13 protein-coding genes are annotated in these 18,360 nt (G+C 52.2%); 7 read left to right on the top strand and 6 right to left on the bottom strand.

The features are described 5' to 3' along the window. Positions 1–72: 72 nt before the first annotated feature. Positions 73–918, bottom strand: coding sequence for a DegV family protein (locus MHH78_RS26750; RefSeq protein ID WP_341169393.1), 846 nt, complete (start codon positions 916–918; stop codon positions 73–75). A gap of 162 nt (positions 919–1,080) precedes the next feature. Next, a complete protein-coding gene (locus MHH78_RS26745; RefSeq protein WP_341169392.1) occupies positions 1,081–1,941 on the bottom strand; it encodes an AraC family transcriptional regulator in 861 nt (286 codons plus the stop codon). Between the two features lie 464 nt (positions 1,942–2,405). Between MHH78_RS26745 and MHH78_RS26740 the strand changes: the two genes are divergently transcribed. Further along, complete coding sequence (locus MHH78_RS26740; protein WP_341169391.1) at positions 2,406–3,113, top strand: HAD family hydrolase; 708 nt, start codon at positions 2,406–2,408, stop codon at positions 3,111–3,113. Here MHH78_RS26740 and MHH78_RS26735 read toward each other — a convergent pair. From MHH78_RS26735 to MHH78_RS26720, 4 genes are all read right to left on the bottom strand, one after another. Next, positions 3,103–5,421, bottom strand: coding sequence for a glycoside hydrolase family 65 protein (locus tag MHH78_RS26735; RefSeq protein WP_341169390.1), 2,319 nt, complete (start codon positions 5,419–5,421; stop codon positions 3,103–3,105). The genes MHH78_RS26740 and MHH78_RS26735 overlap by 11 nt on opposite strands. A 703-nt stretch (positions 5,422–6,124) precedes the next feature. Beyond that, positions 6,125–6,787 carry a beta-phosphoglucomutase gene (gene pgmB, locus MHH78_RS26730; protein WP_341169389.1) on the bottom strand — a complete coding sequence of 221 codons (663 nt, stop codon included), beginning with the start codon at positions 6,785–6,787 and terminating at the stop codon, positions 6,125–6,127. A gap of 118 nt (positions 6,788–6,905) precedes the next feature. After that, the gene (locus MHH78_RS26725) at positions 6,906–7,940 is read right to left on the bottom strand and encodes a LacI family DNA-binding transcriptional regulator (RefSeq protein ID WP_076079097.1); all 1,035 of its coding nucleotides are present in this window, start codon (positions 7,938–7,940) and stop codon (positions 6,906–6,908) included. Positions 7,941–8,389: 449 nt separating this feature from the next. Continuing rightward, positions 8,390–10,138 (bottom strand): alpha-glycosidase, encoded by a 1,749-nt coding sequence (locus MHH78_RS26720; protein ID WP_341169388.1) that lies wholly within the window; start codon positions 10,136–10,138, stop codon positions 8,390–8,392. Between the two features lie 852 nt (positions 10,139–10,990). Between MHH78_RS26720 and MHH78_RS26715 the strand changes: the two genes are divergently transcribed. The 6 genes from MHH78_RS26715 (at position 10,991) to MHH78_RS26690 (ending at position 18,219) form a co-directional block, all read left to right on the top strand. After that, positions 10,991–12,325 carry a sugar ABC transporter substrate-binding protein gene (locus tag MHH78_RS26715; protein ID WP_341169387.1) on the top strand — a complete coding sequence of 445 codons (1,335 nt, stop codon included), beginning with the start codon at positions 10,991–10,993 and terminating at the stop codon, positions 12,323–12,325. 101 nt (positions 12,326–12,426) lie between these two features. After that, positions 12,427–13,740 (top strand): sugar ABC transporter permease, encoded by a 1,314-nt coding sequence (locus MHH78_RS26710; protein ID WP_341169386.1) that lies wholly within the window; start codon positions 12,427–12,429, stop codon positions 13,738–13,740. Further along, positions 13,737–14,585 (top strand): sugar ABC transporter permease, encoded by an 849-nt coding sequence (locus MHH78_RS26705; protein WP_340942434.1) that lies wholly within the window; start codon positions 13,737–13,739, stop codon positions 14,583–14,585. The genes MHH78_RS26710 and MHH78_RS26705 overlap by 4 nt, the downstream gene beginning before the upstream one ends. 181 nt (positions 14,586–14,766) lie before the next feature. After that, positions 14,767–15,420 carry a Type 1 glutamine amidotransferase-like domain-containing protein gene (locus tag MHH78_RS26700; RefSeq protein WP_341169385.1) on the top strand — a complete coding sequence of 218 codons (654 nt, stop codon included), beginning with the start codon at positions 14,767–14,769 and terminating at the stop codon, positions 15,418–15,420. 244 nt (positions 15,421–15,664) lie between these two features. Next, on the top strand, positions 15,665–16,561 hold the full coding sequence (locus MHH78_RS26695) for an AraC family transcriptional regulator (RefSeq protein WP_076079140.1): 897 nt from the start codon (positions 15,665–15,667) through the stop codon (positions 16,559–16,561). A gap of 152 nt (positions 16,562–16,713) precedes the next feature. After that, a complete protein-coding gene (locus MHH78_RS26690; RefSeq protein ID WP_341169384.1) occupies positions 16,714–18,219 on the top strand; it encodes an alpha-glucosidase/alpha-galactosidase in 1,506 nt (501 codons plus the stop codon). Positions 18,220–18,360 lie beyond the last annotated feature (141 nt).

Genomic DNA, 18,360 nt, shown 5'->3' with positions numbered 1-18,360 from the left:
TCGTTAGGCAAGTGGGCCAAATGTAATCGAAAACACTACCTGACCTGATGCCAGCTGCGGGGCCCACCCGCTCTAGCGCATATACATCAGACCTACCGTAGCAGGTCCGCAGTGACTCCCGATGACGCAGCCGGCATGAATGACGGCGATCTCCTCAACATCAGTCTGCGCGCGCAGCGCGGTCTCCAGAATTTTGGCATCCTCTTCTGCCAGTGTATGGGCAATAATGAGCAGCTCCTTGTCCATATCGGCGGCATTCGCCAGCGCATGGTGGAGCATCTGCTCCACGGCCTTCTCCTTCTTGCCGCGGATGCGGGCAACGGGGACAATGGCTCCGTCCACCAGCCGGAGAACCGGACGGATCTTCAGCAGGCTGCCGATAAAGTTCTGCATCCCAGAACAGCGGCCGCCCATGTATAAGTAGTCCAGCGTATCGACCACGAATTCCGATTCTACCCGGTTACGGGCTTCGGTGATCATTGCTGCGATGTTGGCAGCGCTCTCGCCTGCGGCTGCGGCACGTGCAGCCTTCATGACCAGCAACGCGATTCCGCCGCATAAGGTTTCAGAATCGACGACATGCACCCGGCCCTGCGGGAATTCACCCGCTGCCAGGAGTGCATTCTGATATGTAGAAGATAAAGAAGAGGACAGACTGATATAGACAATATCATGGCCGCTGCTGATTACCGGCTGGAACGCGGCGATGAAATCAGCAGGGGAAGGCGCAGCAGTCTTAGGCAGGGCACCGCCCGCAGCAACCCGGCGATAGACCTCTTCAGGGGTGATTTCGACCCCGTCCTTGAAGGTACCATCTCCAAAAACAACATATAACGGCACAATGCCGATATCATATGTGTCCTTCCAGCCTTGCGGCAAATCGGAAGTGCTGTCTGAAAAGATTTTTACAATAGACATGAATATCTCCTTCACCGATCTCGGATGAGAATACACTAGATTAAGAAAACTATAATCTGTTTATTATACCAAGCTTGGGAAGAATCTCAAAACAAAAAAAACAGCTCCACCGCCCATGCAGACAGCGAAGCTGTTCCAGGATACTACATCCAGCCTTGATTCTTATTTCTTCATCACCGGAATCCATACTTCACACACATAATCCTCAGCTGACGTATCGCCGGGCGGGTATAGCTCAATCTCAGGTCCGCCGGTATGCTCATAGCCGGTTCCCGGGAACCATTCCTGGTAGATCCGCTGCCAGACCGTCTGAATCGCGCCCGGCAGCGCCCCCTCAGAGCGGAAGACGGCCCAACTGGCGGCCGGAACGACAGTGGTCTCATACCCTTGTGCATCTGTCTCCGGCGTTCCTTCCACCCCGATCCAGTAGGTAAGCTGTTCCTTTTTCATATCCATATCCGTGCAGATGCCAAGCCATTCGCGGGAAGACGCAAGCTCGATCAGCTTATCGGAAGTGCCGTCCTCATTGCATTCGTCCCAGAACTGCGGGATTCTCCGGAGATTCTCCCCGTCCCGGGTAGTTACCTCTATTGATTTGCCGATGACGGTAAAAGCTGGTTTATCCACGATTTTGTAGTCCATGTCCTGATCTCCCTTCAATGATAGGTGGAACGAGATTCGGGGAAAGGCTTTGAGCTGGACGCCAGACTTACGCGCTGCTGAAGGGGTAATCCCATGGGCTTTGCGGAACGCCTTGGCGAAGGACTCCGGCGAGTCATATCCGTATTTCAGCGCCACATCCAGTACACGGATCTTGGATACGGCCAGCTCCTGGGCGGCCAGCGTCAGTCTGCGCTTGCGGATATAGTCGGCTACGGAGAAGCCGGTCAGCATGCTGAACATGCGCTGGAAGTGGAACGGTGAGACATAAGCTACCTCAGCCACTTCCTCGATACGCAAAGTTTCAGTCATGTTCAGCTCCATATAGTCCAGTGCATGCTTCATTCGGATCAGCCATTCCAAGCTCCCCATCTCCTTCTGATATCATCCTATCATAACACCGAACAGATGTTCCTGTTATTCTCTGCTCATTAATGACAGGGTTCCGCCTGCGTCCTATCCACCTATGATGTCATATTTGAAGGGGTTTGTCAGCATTCGTTAGACTACCCGATCCGGCAGGCTCTAGGATTAGCCACTTTTCACCTTCCAGGGTGCGGGTATAGGCATAGATATATTCATGCTCCGGCAACAGCAGCTCATAATCGGCATAGACCATAATGGGATGCTGCTTACGCAGACGAATCAATTCCTGATAATAATAAAATACCGAGTCCGGATCAGCCAGCCTGCTGCATATTAATCTCGGTGTAGCGCGGGCAGATCTGGTAGACTACGGCTTCTTTCCAAAAGGTTCTTTACATAAATGTAGCTCCATTACCATGGTATATTAGGTTTATAGGTTGCAAGGGAATGGAGGGATTGGATTGACAATTCAAGCGGTTCTTTTTGATTTGGATGGAACATTGCTAGACCGGGATACATCCCTGTTAAAGTTCGTACAAGATCAATACAGGCGTTACCCGGAGCTTCAGATTGTTGATCAAGAGCTGTTTGTTCAGCGCTTTATCGAACTTGATAATCATGGCTACCTATGGAAGGACAAAGTGTATCAACAGATCTTACAAGAGTTCTCTATCTCGAAGCTGGACTGGAGCTTGCTATTGGATGATTACTTATACAACTTCCAGCAACACTGTACAGGTTTCCCGAATTTATTAAGTATGCTTACTGAACTGAAGAATCATGATCTGAAGATTGCGTTAATCTCGAACGGTTATGGTCAATTTCAATACGATAATTTCAAGGCCTTGAACATCGGGCATTTATTCGATGAGGTGCTTATCTCTGAATGGGAGGGACTCCGTAAACCAGATCCGGCCATCTTTCATCGTGCATTAACAAGATTAGGTGTAGACGCGGGCAATGCTCTTTTTGTTGGCGATCATCCGGATAACGATATTCGGGCAAGCCGCGAAGCGGGAATGAAGGCCGTCTGGAAACGGAATCAACAGTTTGTCACAGTGGCCGAAGCGGATGCAGTCATTGATGATTTGGCAGAATTAGTGGAGCTCTTATTAAAAAAATTCCCGAAGAAGCCATGCATCTTCGGGGCTGATAAGCTTACACCGTGACAGAAGCGCCCCCGGCACTGACAGTGCCTAGTCCGTTCACCGTATACTCCTTGCCGTGAATGGTGAGGGAGGCTGGAACCTCGGTTTCGTTGCTGACGGTAACCTGTGCATCGGTCACGGTCACTTTTAGCCGGGAGCCGCGGAACATGATTTTGAACGAATAGGAGGTCCAGTGTCCCGGGTTAGACGGGTTCAGAACCAGCCGGTCGTTCAGCACGCGAAGTCCGCCGAAGCCATGAACAACGGACATCCATGTACCCGCCATGCTGGTTGTATGGCAGCCGTCCTCCGTATCGTTATTGTAATTGTCGAGATCCAGGCGTGAGGTCCGCAGGTACATCTCATACGCCTTCTCCTTGTAGCCCAGCTCACTGGCCAGAATGGAATGGATGCAAGGGGAGAGAGAGGATTCATGCACGGTGATCGGCTCGTAAAAGTCGAAGTTGCGCTTCTTGGTGTCCAGATCATAGCGGTCGCCGAGGAAGTAAAGTCCCTGAAGCACATCTGCCTGCTTGATGAAGCACGAGCGCAGAATCCGGTCCCATGACCATTTCTGGTTCAGCGGCAGGTTCTCCGGCAGCACATCCTTGACCTGAATGATCTCCTTGTCAAGGAAGCCGTCCTGCTGGAGGAAGATGCCGCGTTCCTCGTCAGCCGGATAGTACATTTTGGCGATAATCTCACTCCACTTGGCCGTTTCGCTCTCCAGTAGCTCCAGCTTGTCGGCCAGCTCAGCGTAACGCGAACCCTCATTCTCCTGCACATAGGCCAGAGCCTCAAGCGTGTATTCCATCGTCCAGGCGGCCATCCGGTTCGTGTACCAGTTGTTATTGACGTTATTCTCGTATTCATTCGGGCCGGTGACGCCCAGCATCACGTATTTGTCCTTATGCGCCACATAGTTCACACGCTCCTCCCAGAAGCGCGCAATCTCCACCAGCACCTCCAGGCCGTATTGGCCCAGATAAGCCTTGTCGCCGGTATAATTCACATAGTTATAGATGGCATAGGCAATCGCGCCGTTGCGGTGAATCTCCTCGAATGTAATCTCCCACTCGTTGTGGCACTCCTCACCGTTCATCGTGACCATCGGGTAGAGCGCGCCTTTGCGGTAGCCGAGCTTACGGGCGTTCTCCTTGGCCTTCTCCAGGTGCTTGTAGCGGTAGATCAGCAGATTGCGGGCAATCGCGGAGTCGGCGGTACTGAGATAGAACGGCACACAATAAGCTTCCGTATCCCAGTAGGTGCTGCCGCCGTATTTTTCCCCAGTGAAGCCCTTCGGTCCGATGTTGAGCCGGTCATCCTCGCCCGTATACGTCTGATTCAGCTGGAAAATATTGAACCGGATCGCCTGCTGCGCCGACACATCGCCCTCAATAATAATGTCGCTCTCTTTCCACTTGTCGCCCCAAGCCGCAGCCTGTTCGGTCAAAAGCGCCACAAACCCCGCCTCCCGCGCACTTTGCAGTGCCGCCCCGGCGGCATCCACGAGCTGTCCCAGCCCGTAATTGCGAGAGGTAACATTCGCAGCATACTTATAAATAACCAGCTGTTCGCCGGATTGTACCGGAACATTCACTGTACTGCCCACATATTTGTCCTGCTCCAGCACCTCTGCTTCGGCCGCAACCGGCTCCCCATTCAGCAGAATGTCGAAGACGAAGGCGGAGGTGACATGGAAATCAAGCTTTTTGGTCTTCAGGGTCAAATGTCCGCCTTCTGGTCCTGCCTTCTTCTCCACTTCGTTCCAGAACTTCTCGTCATAGTTGGAGTCCTTGTTCTTGATATCGCCGTCCAGGTAGGGGGTTACGGTAATATTCCCTGCAAAATTGAGCGGAGTGAGCGAATAGCGGATCGCCCCGATCTCCTGACGGACCATGCTGACGATCCGGATGCTCTCTACCTTAACGATTTTGCCATCCTGGGTGGTTGCGGTGAAGCTGCGTGAGAGCGTGCCTTCCTTCATATTGAGTACGCGGCGGAACTCTGTAACTGTGCAGGTAGCCAGATCCAGCGGGGTTCCGTCCAGCTCGATGTTAATTCCGATCCAGTTGGTGCTGTTCAGCACTTTGGCAAAATACTCCGGGTACCCGTTCTTCCACCAGCCGACCCGTGTCTTGTCAGGGTAATAGACCCCGGCCATGTAGCTGCCTTGCAGGCTGTGTCCGCTGTACTGCTCCTCGAAGTTGGCTCTGCCGCCCATGTATCCGTTCCCGATACTAAATACGCTTTCGGATATTTCCTGGGTCTGCGGATCAAAGGACTCTTCGATAATGGACCATTCGTTGATTGTTAAGTATTGTTTCATGATTTTGGCTCCTTTAAGGGGGGATGGGAAATGAACTGAACCTCGTAATAAAATTATTGGGACTACATCGCCGCTGCACGAAAGGTTTGGGCTTCCGGCCGCTGTTATAATCAGATTTCTTTATTGAAGTGGTTCTCAGCGGATGAAATCTGATTCAAGCATATGCTTCCGATGCGAGCTTTCCTACGGAAAGCTTTCAGGCGGTCGCTAACGCTCCTACAGCTCCAAACTTTCACTCCGCAGCTTCATCCCCATGAGTTTAATAACTACCTTCAGTTCTTTTACTGATGGTAGGGTAGAAGATGCAAGTGCAGCATTCGCTCTGACTGATGATCTGCTGATGATTTTGATTAATGAACTGAACTGATGAACTGAACTGATAAGTGTATAGAGCAGTGGATGTTTTCTGCACCATGAGCGAAGCTCAGAGGTTCAGACTTAGAGTTAGTTGTATTCTGTGCATTAAAAAGTTGCGATTAGAGGGACTTGAGTCGTATAACTGTAGTCTGTACATCTAAATCTGCCCTAAAAGGTCATATCAGCTTAAAACTGATAGCATAATTGTACAAAGTACAACTAAGCCGATAACCGGGGGATAAATTGGCAATATAGTTGTACAAAGTACAGTTAGGCTGTCCGGCGGACTAGAGATGCCGCTGGAGCGGAAGGGCTCACGGCTAGGCTCAGGCTCTGTTACTATTCGTCATACAGTGGCAAAAGATTCCTTCAGCGTGGCAACAGTGAGCTGCCGCAGGGAAGGGACAACTAGCGTCGCTTCGGCTAGCGTCTCGGGTGAGCCTATGCCCACGCTGCGCATACCGGCACGGGAAGCGGCCAGGATACCGGCAGCGGCATCCTCGAAGACGACGCAGTGTGCGGGAGCGGTGTCCAGCGCCTGCGCCCCGAGCAGGAAGACCTCCGGGTCAGGCTTGGCCGCGCTGGTATGCGTGCCGTCGATAATGGCATCGAAGTATGGGGTCAGGCCGGTATTGTTCAGGATGGTCATGGCGTTCTTGCTGGCGGAGCCGAGGGCTACCTTGATGCCGGCGGTCCGGCATTCCTGCAGAAAGTCCAGGGCGCCGGGCAGAATCTCCGAGCTGTCCATCTTGGCGATATACTCGACATAGCGGTTATTCTTCTGCTCGGCCAGCCGGGCTTTCTCGTCTTCACCAAGTGTGATGCCGCCGATCTCCAGCAGAATATTCAGCGAAGCGGCCCGGCTGACCCCCTTGAGCCGCTCGTTATCCTGCTCTGTGAAGACAAATCCAAGCTCTTCGGCCAGCTCCCTCCAGGCAATATAGTGATACCGGGCAGTGTCCACGAGAACACCGTCCAGATCGAACAGGCAGGCTTTGATATCTGACATGTTGAACCTCCTAATATGATTAGTTAACACCACTGCATACATTAGCGCAAACGTTTGTACAAAGTTCCAAAAAATAAATGAAGCGTAATTCTGCTTCATTCATTTTCTTGTACATGCCTTAATTTCCCGGAGCATGCATAGAGGACTCCCGTACGATTAGACGGTGGGGAATGACAAAACGATTCGTATATCCGTCCTGATTATCCGGCTTCTGAATGTTCTGGATCAACACCTGAGAGGCCGTATAGCCAAGATGATAAATCCCGATATCAATGCTGCTGATCGGAGGACTGGACAGCTCGGAGAGCGGGATATTGTTGAAGCTGACAATCGCCAGATCCTCAGGGACCTTGTACTTCAGCTCGTTCAATCCGCGAAGTACCCCGAATGAGACCATATCATCCACTGCGACAAGCGCTGTCGGACGGTTCGGAAGATTCATGAAGAAGGACATCGCCCTATAGCCGCTGTCCTGCAGGAATTCGCCTTCAACGATCCATTCATCCTTCATTTCCAGACCCTTGCCCTGCATGGCCTTGCGGTACCCCTCCAGACGGTCGCGCGAGACGATGAGGTTCGGCGGCCCGCTGACGAAGCCAATGCGTTCATGCCCCATGGAGATGAGATGATTCGTCGCATCATAGGCGGCCATGATATTATCATTGTCCACTGACAGAATATCCTCGTAGCGGTCGCTCCGTCCCACCAGGACAAAGGGATAACCGCCCGACTGCAGGAAATCGATCACCGCATCGTCTTTACGGGAATACAGCAGAATAACGCCGTCCACGCGGCGTCCCTTGAGCAGACGGGAGACAGCTTCAAGCTCCTCCTTCTCGTTCGCTCCGGAGCTGATCAGCACATCATAGCCGGAACGGCTGGACTGAGTGACGATCCCGCGGATTAATTCCATAAAAAACAAATTGGAGAACAGCTCTTCAGCCGGTTTCGGAAGAATGATGCAGATACTGTTAGTGGTCTTGGATACCAGACTTTTGGCCATCATATTCGGGGTGTAGCCCATTTCTTCCATAATCACTTTGACCTTACGGGAAGTTTCTAAGCTGATTCTGGGATGGCCTGACAACACCCGGGACACCGTGGAGGGTGAGACCCCCGCTTTCTTGGCAACGTCCTTAATGGTAACTGTCATAGAAACCTCCTAATGGAACCGTTTGCTTTACACAGTAATATTAATCGAAGCGGGGATGATTGTAAATAGTGAAACCTCGCATAGGGCGTAATCCCCGTAGCTTCTACGTTCTGAGCACTACACAGCGATACGGCTTAAGCTATTGTGAATCTGGAAGTGGAGCAGAGGGGTATGCAAATCTGTGCAATGGACAAGGGGATTTTGTGCAAAATTAGTGCAAATAGAGTAGAGTTTGTCTTATCAATCTCTAAAAAGTAAGCAGTTGAACATTACTTCTCCGGAAGATTAGCTGGTTCGAAAATTTCAGCAGACACCTATAAATACTCATTATATAGAGGACACAACAGAATGATTCTATTGTGTCCTGTACTAAGTAGTAGCTCTATTTCATTCTACAAACGTTTGCGCCAAAATGTTCTGAATCAGCCCATAAAGAAACCTATCAGAGTTTAGGACATATTGGCCTGAAGTACGGCGAAGCCGTATGCCGGCAGCCTCAATGACAGCTTGCCGCGTTCGGCATGGATCGCTTCGCCGGTCCACAGGTTCTCCCAATTGCGTTCCTGAACGTCCAGCCGGAAGGTCTGCACCGTCTCCTCCGTATTAATCAGTACGATAATCAGATCATCACCCAGACTGCGCTCGTAGGCCAGCTTGCTGCCCCCGGCTGAGGCTTCAAGGAAGGTGAAGCGTCCGGTGCGCAGCGCCGGATGGCTGCCGCGGATCTCAATCAGCTTACGGTAAAAGTTGAATAAATCGCGGTCCTGCCGCTCCGGGTCCCACTCCATACATTTACGGCAGTCCGGGTCGCCTCCGCCATCCATTCCGATCTCGTCCCCGTAGTAAATGCAGGGCGTGCCCATGAAGGTGAACTGGAACAGTGCACCCAGCTTCATGACGTTCTTATCGCCCTCGGCTACAGTCAGCAGACGCGCAGTATCATGGCTGTCGAGGAGATTGAAGGCGACCTCACTGGCCTGGAGCGGATACCGGGACAGCTGTCTGCCGATTGAATGGGCGAAGCCTTCCGCATCCAGCGTTCCGTAGACGAAGAAGTCAAGCACCGCGTCTGTGAACGGGTAGTTCATGACGGCATCGAATTTGTCGCCTTCCAGCCAAGGGGCTGATTCATGCCAGATCTCGCCCAGAATATAAGCCTCGGGATTGGCACGCTTCACCACTTTGCGGAAATCGCGCCAGAATTCGTGATCCACCTCGTTGGCTACATCCAGACGCCAGCCGTCGATGCCGACCTCCTTGATCCAATATTCGGCGACCTTCAGCAGATACTCCTTCACCTCAGGATGCTCCGTGTTCAGCTTCGGCATCAGCGGCTCGAAGGCGAAGGCATCGTAGGTTGGAATGTTGTTCACGACCTGCAGCGGATATTCCCGGATATGGAACCAGTTCTTATATTCCGAATCCTCGCCCTTCTCCAGCACATCCACGAACGGGGCGAAGGTACGGCCCGCATGGTTGAAGACCGCGTCCAGCAGTACACGGATGCCGCGCTCATGACAAGCATCGACCAATCTTTTCAGCGTGTCCACATCACCGAAATGCGGATCGACCTGCATATAGTCCTCCGTGTCATATTTGTGATTGGTGGTGGCAGTGAAGACCGGTGTGAAATAAATGCCCGTAATGCCCAGCTCCGTCAGATGGTCGAGATGATCTATGACACCCTGCAGATCTCCGCCGAAGAAATTATCCGGCCGGGGGGTTCCGCCCCAAGGCTCCACATTAGCAGGGCTTATGCCGGGATTACCGTTAGCGAACCGTTCCGGGAAAATCTGATAAAACACCGCATCCTTGACCCAAGCCGGAGGCGTGAAGACATCCCCGCGGCTTATGTAGGGGAATTCAAACAGCCGGTTGGGGTTCGCGGGACGCTCCTTCTGGAAATCACTCTCTGTCATCCAGATGCGCTCTTTGCCCTGCTGCAGCAGGAAGCCGTATTTCAGCCTGCGGTAGAGCGGAACCGATTCGCATTCCCAGTAATCGAACATCGCATCGGAAGTGAACAGGGTCATCGGGATCAATTCCTTGGTGGTGTCCCAGGCATATTTATCGCCCGCCCAGGCGAAAACCTCAGTCAGATCCCCCTTCTTGGCCCGCAGCCGCAGGTGGATAGTGTTGTGATCATAGGCATACGACCAGTTCAGACGGGGACGGTGATACACGGCTTCTAGTAACATAATAATTCCTCCTAAATTTGGATTGGATAAGAAGCACTAGAGACATTAACAAAAAGCAAAAAGAAGCGGAGGGGAAATTTGGAACTGAAGGAGCGGTAGCGTCCGCCTTTGTATTTGGATTTCTACCGCGGGAGCGGTTCTAATAAGGAAATCCAAATACAACAGCGGCCGGAGGGCCAAATGTTCACCGCAGCGACGTAGATGCTTCAAGTTCAATTCTTAGGTGCATCTTATCTAGCTAGATTCCACACCCGATTCTGCACACAACAAAAAGGCACACCCCCGGATAAATTACGCCGAGGTTGTACCCGAGAAGGGACAGTGCCTTTAGATTGGTGAAGAATGAGGTGTTTCATGATGGTTTGGATTATAGCACGGAACAAAATGAGGTTCAAGAGGTTTGTACAAACAGTTGCACAAAGTTTTAGGAAGGGGAAACCGATTTCCAAAGTCTGTAAATTGATAATATTTAGCAATTATACAACAATATTCGTCTGAATACGACAAAAAATGCAGAAAATAATTTTTAAACCGAAGTATATCCAAGTTATTTAAAGAAATCATGCGATAAAAAGAGTAAAGGTAACATTATCCATAATAAACGGCTGAATTCTATTGAATTTACTATGTGCAAACGTTTTTACAACTGCGAGTTAGCTGATGTATTATGGATTCAGGAATGAAGCGCTTTCTAAACCGGGTATAACGTATTCGGAAGAGGCAATTGGAGAAAGCAGAATTTTTTTTGAATCCTCTGAAATCGTTTGCGCAAAGTAGGGAGCATCATCGTTAAGTCAAAGAAGCATCATCGTCAAATCAAGTGATATACACACACAGGAGGGGTTAAAAGGAATGAATCTCAAAAAACTTATGGTTCTCACCGCAGCGTGCTCGATGGCAATGTCAATTACGGCGTGCGGCTCAAACAACAATGCCGGAGGAAATGCGGCAGCGACTAATGCTCCTGCGGATAATGCAGCAGCTACCGATAATGCGGGGGCAGGCAGCGACAACGCACCGGCAGCAGGTGAGATCGTCCCGGAAGAGGGCGCTTCACTTGTGATCTGGGAGAGTAAGGAAGAAAGACAGTTCGCTGAAGAAGTTGCGAAGCAGTTCACTGCCAAGTATAACGTTCCGGTCAAAATTGAAGAGGTAGCCCCGCCGGATCAGGTTGGCAAGCTCACCCAGGACGGCCCTTCCGGTCTGGCTGCAGACGTCATCATCATTCCTCATGATAATCTCGGCAAGGCGGCAAGCGCCAGTCTGCTGCTCCCTAATGATATTTTTGCAGAACAGACCAAGGCGGAGAACACTGAGGCTTCCATCGTGGGTTCTTCCTATGACGGCGAGCTGTACGGCTATCCGAGAGCGGCGGAGACCTATGCGCTGTTCTACAACAAGTCTCTGGTCAAAGAAGCTCCGAAATCCTTCGATGACGTTATTGCCTTCAGCAAAACGTTCACGGATAAAGCCAAGAACCGTTACGGCATTATGTGGGAAGTAGGCAACATGTACTTCAACTATCCGTTCATCGCCACTACCGGAGGTTACCTGTTCGGCAAAGACGGTACCGACAAGGACGATATCGGCCTGAACAATGAAGGTGCGATCAAAGGCCTGACTGAATTTTCCAAGCTGAAGGAAGTCCTGCCGATCAAGAGCGGTGACATCAACCCGGACATCAAGCGCAGCCTGTTCAACAGCGGGGATGTCGCCATGGATATTACAGGACCTTGGGAGCTTGCCGGATATAAAGAAGCGCTGGGCGACAACCTCGGAATTGCTCCGGTTCCTACTATTGACGGCAAAACCGCCATTACCTTCTCCGGGATCAAAATTTTCACCGTCAACGCCTACACTCAGTATCCGAATGCGGCTAAACTCTATGCACACTTTGCTTCTGGCAAAGATTCGCAGCTGACACTTAACAAGCTGGTCGGCTCCGTGCCGACGAACCTCGAAGCGCTGAAAGATCCGCAGATTACGGGTGACCAGTTCGTATCCGCGTTCGCAGAACAGGCGAAGAACTCCCAGCCGATGCCTTCGATTCCTGAGATGGGGAACGTCTGGAGCCCGGTGAATGCTGCACTTCCGGCCATCTGGGATAACAATACTGATCCGAAGGCAGCCATGGACAAAGCCGTAGAGCAGATTAAAGACCTGAACAACGGGGCTTCTGCCCAGTAACTACACAATCAACAGCTTACCGTGGAATTAGAGTTGCCCGCCGCATAGCCTGCGGCGGGCAGTTTCCTTGAATTCCGCACGGAGAGGAGAACGGAAGGGAAATGCAGCGACACAAAGCGAGAGCTGGAATACTGTCGGCCATTTTTATGGGACTCGGGCAAATATATAACCGCCAATTCATCAAAGGGCTTATGTTCATAGCTGTAGAAGCTGTGGCACTTATCTATTTCATTAGCAATCTGGGAAGAGCCTTCTGGGGGATTACTACGCTCGGGGAATCTCCAAGCCGTCTGGAAAAGGTAAAGGGGATTGCCAAAATGGTTCCCGGGGACCATTCCATCGTCATTCTGATTGAAAGCCTGATCACCCTGCTGTTCTTTGTGTTATTCCTGATCGTCTGGTATATGAATATTAGGGATGCCTATAAAATCGGAGCAGAACGCGAAAACGGCCGTCCGTCCAATACATTTCAACAATCTGTACGTTATATCCTCGATTATAAATTCGCCCAGAGCTTCCTGCTGCTCCCGGGTATGGGCATTCTGTTCTTCACCATTATGCCGATCATCTTTATGATCATGCTGGCCTTTACCAACTATGCTGCACCGAACCACATTCCTCCGGCCAAGCTTGTAGACTGGGTTGGATTCGAGACCTTCCGCAATCTGCTGGTGCTGAAATCCTGGAGCCATACCTTTTACGGTGTACTTACCTGGACGATTATCTGGGCGGTTCTTTCGACTGTAACTACTTATTTCGGCGGGATGCTGGTTGCCCTGCTGATCAGCCAAAAAGGCATACGCTTCAAAGGCATGTGGAGAATGCTCCTGATCATTCCTTACGCTATTCCGCAGATGATCTCGCTCCTGTTGATGCGCAACCTGTTCAACGGGCAGTTCGGCCCGATCAATCAGTATCTCGGCTATTTCGGACTAGGCGGCCTGCCTTGGCTGACTGATCCATTCTGGGCCAAGGTTACGGTTATTGTCGTCAACATGTGGGTAGGAATTCCGGTATCGATGCTGCTGATTATGGGGGTGCTGACTACGATTCCCCGTGATATGTATGAGGCGGCCGAGGTGGACGGTGCGACCAATTATCAGAAATTCCGGATCGTCACTCTGCCGATGATTCTGTTCTCTACCGCACCTACGCTGATTATGCAGTTCGCAGGGAACATCAACAACTTCAATGCGATCTTTCTGCTGACGGGAGGGAACCCGGTGAACGGAAACTACCAGTACGCCGGCTCGACGGATCTGCTTGTTACCTGGCTATATAAGCTGACGCTGGATCAGAACAAGAATAATATGGCTTCTGCGATCGGCATTATTCTGTTCATCATTGTTGCCGGGTTCTCCCTGTATAATTACCGCCGGACCAAATCGTTCCAAGAGGAGGACATGATTCAATGATCATCGGACGCAAGGCAGCGAATTTTATTCGTCTCTGCTTAAGCTATATCGTTCTTGTTGCACTGGCGGTTGCTGCAATCTATCCGGCACTCTGGATCCTGCTTGCCTCGTTCCGGCCGGGTAAATCCCTGTACAGCAAGACGCTGATTCCCGAGACATTCACCCTCGCCCACTATAAGGAGCTGTTCACCTCACCGGTCTATATGTTTGGAACCTGGTATGGGAATACGCTTAAGATTGCGGTGTTCTCGATGCTGATCGGGGTGGTGCTGACACTGTTGACCAGCTATGCCTTATCCCGGTTCCGGTTCAAAAGCCGTAAGACCACTATGTCCACACTGCTGATTCTCGGGATGTTCCCGGGCTTCATGAGCATGATTGCCATCTATCTGCTGCTGAAGGAGTTCAATCTGCTGGATACTCATCTGGCCCTTATTATCGTCTATGCAGCCGGAGCACCGCTCGGAGGGACGCTGATCGCCAAGGGGTTCCTGGACACGATTCCGCGTTCGCTGGATGAAGCCGCGCGGATTGACGGGGCGAGCAACTTTGGGATTTTCACCCGGATTATTCTGCCTTTATCCCGTCCGATGATCACTTATATAGCGCTGACCCTGTTTGTGGGCCCGTGGGTCGATTTCATCTTCGCCAAGCTGATTCTGCGGACCAAGGAGAACTGGACGGTTGCCGTGGGGATGTGGGATATGGTCAATACGATGCAGAATTCCAACTTCACGTTGTTCGCGGCGGGAGCCGTGCTGATTTCTGTACCCATAATGATTCTCTTCGCCTTCCTGCAGCGTCTGCTGGTTGACGGCCTGACGGCGGGGGCAAGCAAGGGATAGGAAATAGTAATTAGACAATGTATGTACGAATAACGGGTGCGGCCTTGAAGCAGTTCTGAGGGGCTGATGAGATAAAAGGATGAAGGGGGAGCGGGTGTGGAAGTGTATTGCGGGAACCTGCGCTTTTCTATAAGATGGATGAGGTTAGATGCAGGATATCCTGAATACTGAAGGTGATGTCATGGACAAACATTTATTTCTGAACGGCGGAGGTCCGCCGTTTACCCGTGGTCTGGCACGAAGGTTCGTAAGCGTGATGGCAGCAGGACCAGTCGCTGTATTATTTGAAGAAGGCGAAGACTGGCCGGACTATATGGCTGTTTGCATGCAGCCACTGGTTGACGCGGGGATATCCGAGATTCGTTATTTGCCGCTGAAATCCACAGCGGTGGAGACAGCTATGGAGAGTCTGCGCGCCTGCGGCGGGATCTTTATCGGAGGCGGGGATACGGATCTGTATGCTGACCTCATTGTGGATACCCCTATTGGAGATGTAATCCGGCAGCGGTATGAGTCCGGTGTGCCGGTTACCGGCTTCTCGGCAGGAGCCTTGATTAGCCCGGAGCGCTGTGTAATTTCCGCCAAGGATAATGAGAGCAGACAATTCAAACACCGCAAGGGCCTCAATCTGATTCCAGATATGCTGCTATCCGTCCATTTCACCCAGTGGGATGAGGAGGAGCATTTACGGACAGCGGTACGTACCCTCGGGGAGCTGCCGAATTACGGAATTGACGAAGAGACCGGCATCTACCTGCTGAATGGACAGCCCGAAGAGATAGAGGGCGGCGGGGTGTACAGTCTGGTGAATGGAATATTGACAAAGATTCATTGAAGATGATGAACGGGAGCAGAGGGCGCGGGCCTTCTGCTCTTTTTTTGCGCCGGGAAGCCTGGGCATGTAGGCTCCAGACTGGTATGAAGGCATGTAGGCGGAAAGTAATCGAAAAACCGATCACAATGTGTTGGGAGGAGGCATCCGGGCCGGAGGGGTTAACCCGCTGCTTGTCCTGCCTGCGCTCAAGCGATACACTTGTGCTATCGATACTGGCAGAGGGGAGGCGGGCGATGTGGCGGAGATGAACGGGAGTCTTTTTGAGCAGGGATTGCTGGAGCGGGATTATAGCCCGCACTTTCTGGCTTACTATTATAAGCAATGGAGCAATTATACGATGGCTTACCATCATCACAACTCCACGGAGATCATGTATCTTATCTCGGGCAGCTGTGTAGTGGAGGTGCGGGATGAAGCGGGCGGCGATACGCCCTTCCGGTTGAAGCGGGGAGAGATGATTCTGCTGGATGCGGAGGTGCCGCACCGGCTGATTGTGGAAGAGGGCTCCTCCTGCCGGATGCTAAATGTGGAATTTGCTTTTACCGAATATGGGGGCGTAGTTCCGTCCATTGGCAGCTTGGCCCGGGAGGAAGAGGTGCTGGCAGAGCTGCTTCGGCATCCGTTCGATAGTCTGGTGTTGTCCGATCAGGAGGAGGTCTTCCATGTGCTGAAGGCGCTGGTGCTGGAGCTGGATCAACGCGGGCGGAAGGGGAGCAGCATGGTGCATCTGCTCTTCGCAGAGCTGCTGCTGCGTCTGGCTCGGCTGCGCATGGAGTCGCTCCCGTCCAGCCAGCAGCCCTCACAGCTCTATGTGCGGCGGGCCATCGAGTTCCTGCATCAGAATTATGACCGGAGCATTCAGGTTAAGGAGGTTGCGCTCTCCGTGAATGTTCACCCGGGTTATCTGCACCGCATCTTCCGGACGCACACTGGGCAGACCCTGACGGACTACTTGAACCAGCTGCGTATGGAGAAGGCCCGGATGCTGCTGGGTCAGGGGGAGATTCCGGTAGCGGAGATTGCCGACTATGTGGGGATCAGCAGCAGGCAGTATTTTCATCTGCTATTCAAGAAGTATTCAGGCTGTACTCCTATCGAATACCGCAACTCTATCGAACGCCACTACTGGAGTGAAGGATAGTTTCGTGTTCAACCAGGGATGGGTATGGTATGCAGAGAGTTAGGATTGTTGACAGGTTACCCGCAAAATGGTCATGATATTGGTTACGCTTCCGGCAGTCCCCTTGTTACAATGGTCAGGAGTCAATAATTCATTGCCGGAGGATGATTATTATGTCTTTTAAAGTAACCTTTATCGGGGCAGGCAGTATCGGATTCACCCGCGGACTGCTGCGAGACCTGCTGAATGTGCCGGAATTCCGTAATATCGAAGTTTCGTTCATGGATATAAACAGCCATAATCTGGACATGGTCACTGAGCTGTGCCAGCGGGATATTAAGGAGAATGGTCTGGATATCACCATCTCTTCCACTACGGACCGCAGGGAAGCGCTCAAGGGGGCCAAGTACGTATTTTGTACTATTCGTATGGGGGGCCTTGAGGCCTTCGCTACCGATGTGGATATTCCGCTGAAGTATGGCGTGGATCAGTGTGTAGGAGATACGCTGTGCGCAGGCGGGATTATGTACGGGCAGCGCGGGATTGCGGAGATGCTGGAGATCTGCCGTGATATCCGTGAGACAGCTGCGCCGGATGTATTGCTGTTGAACTACTCGAATCCGATGGCTATGCTGACCTGGGCCTGTAATAAATACGGCGGGGTGCAGACCATCGGGCTGTGCCATGGCGTGCAGCATGGGCATTCGCAGATCGCTCAGGTGTACGGCCTGGAGAAGTCGCAGGTGGATATTATCTGCGCCGGAATCAATCACCAGACCTGGTACATCTCTGCGAAGCATGAAGGCAAGGATCTGACGGCAGGTCTGCTCGAGGCTTTCGAGAAGCACCCTGAGTACAGCCGTACCGAGAAGGTACGAATTGATATGCTCCGCCGCTTCGGCTATTACAGCACGGAATCGAACGGTCACCTGAGCGAATATGTACCCTGGTACCGCAAGCGCCCGAGTGAAATCATGGACTGGATCGATCTGGGCGTATGGATTAACGGAGAGACAGGTGGTTACCTGCGGGTATGCACGGAAGGCCGCAACTGGTTCGAGACGGACTTCCCGAACTGGATGAAAGACCCGGCGCTGGAGTACATCCCGGAGAAGCGCGGCGAGGAGCACGGCTCGTATATCATCGAAGGGCTGGAGACCGGGCGCGTGTACAGAGGCCACTTCAATATGGTGAATAACAGCGTCATCTCCAATCTGCCGGATGATGCTATTATTGAAGCGCCGGGCTACGTGGACCGCAACGGCATCTCGATGCCGCTGGTCGGTGACCTGCCGCTTGGACCGGCGGCGGTCTGCAACGTCAGCATCTCTGTGCAGCGCCTGGCGGTAGAAGCAGCTGTGCATGGCGACGACAAGCTGCTGCGCCAGGCATTCATGATGGACCCGCTGGTCGGCGCCGTCTGCAACCCGAAGGAAATCTGGCAGATGGTCGATGAGATGCTGGTGGCCGGAGAACAGTGGCTGCCGCAGTACAGCGCAGCTATTGCAGAAGCGAAGGAACGCCTCGCCTCCGGTGATCTGATCCCGACGAATGCCGGCAACGAAGGCGCCGCCCGGCTCAAGGTGAAGTCAGTAGACGAGATGATGCAGGACCGCGAAGCCGCGAACAAGAACGCCGGGGAATCCGACAAGGGCAAGGACCGCGAGAAGGTGCAGTAAGCGGGCGTTAGCCTGATGCGAAGCGAGTGAATCATTGTAACAAGCCTCTCCCAATTCCGGGAGAGGCTTGTTTTTGCGATAGAGTATGAGCTTAGTCTGGTGGGGGAAAGGGAGGTGACAGACAGCCGCTTCGGCTTTGTT

The sequence above is a fragment of the Paenibacillus sp. FSL H3-0333 genome (assembly GCF_038002805.1).
GTDB classification, from domain to species: Bacteria; Bacillota; Bacilli; order Paenibacillales; family Paenibacillaceae; genus Paenibacillus_AQ; species Paenibacillus_AQ silagei.
Note: the sequence above shows the minus strand (reverse complement) of the source record. Positions and strands in the feature narration are given on the sequence as shown.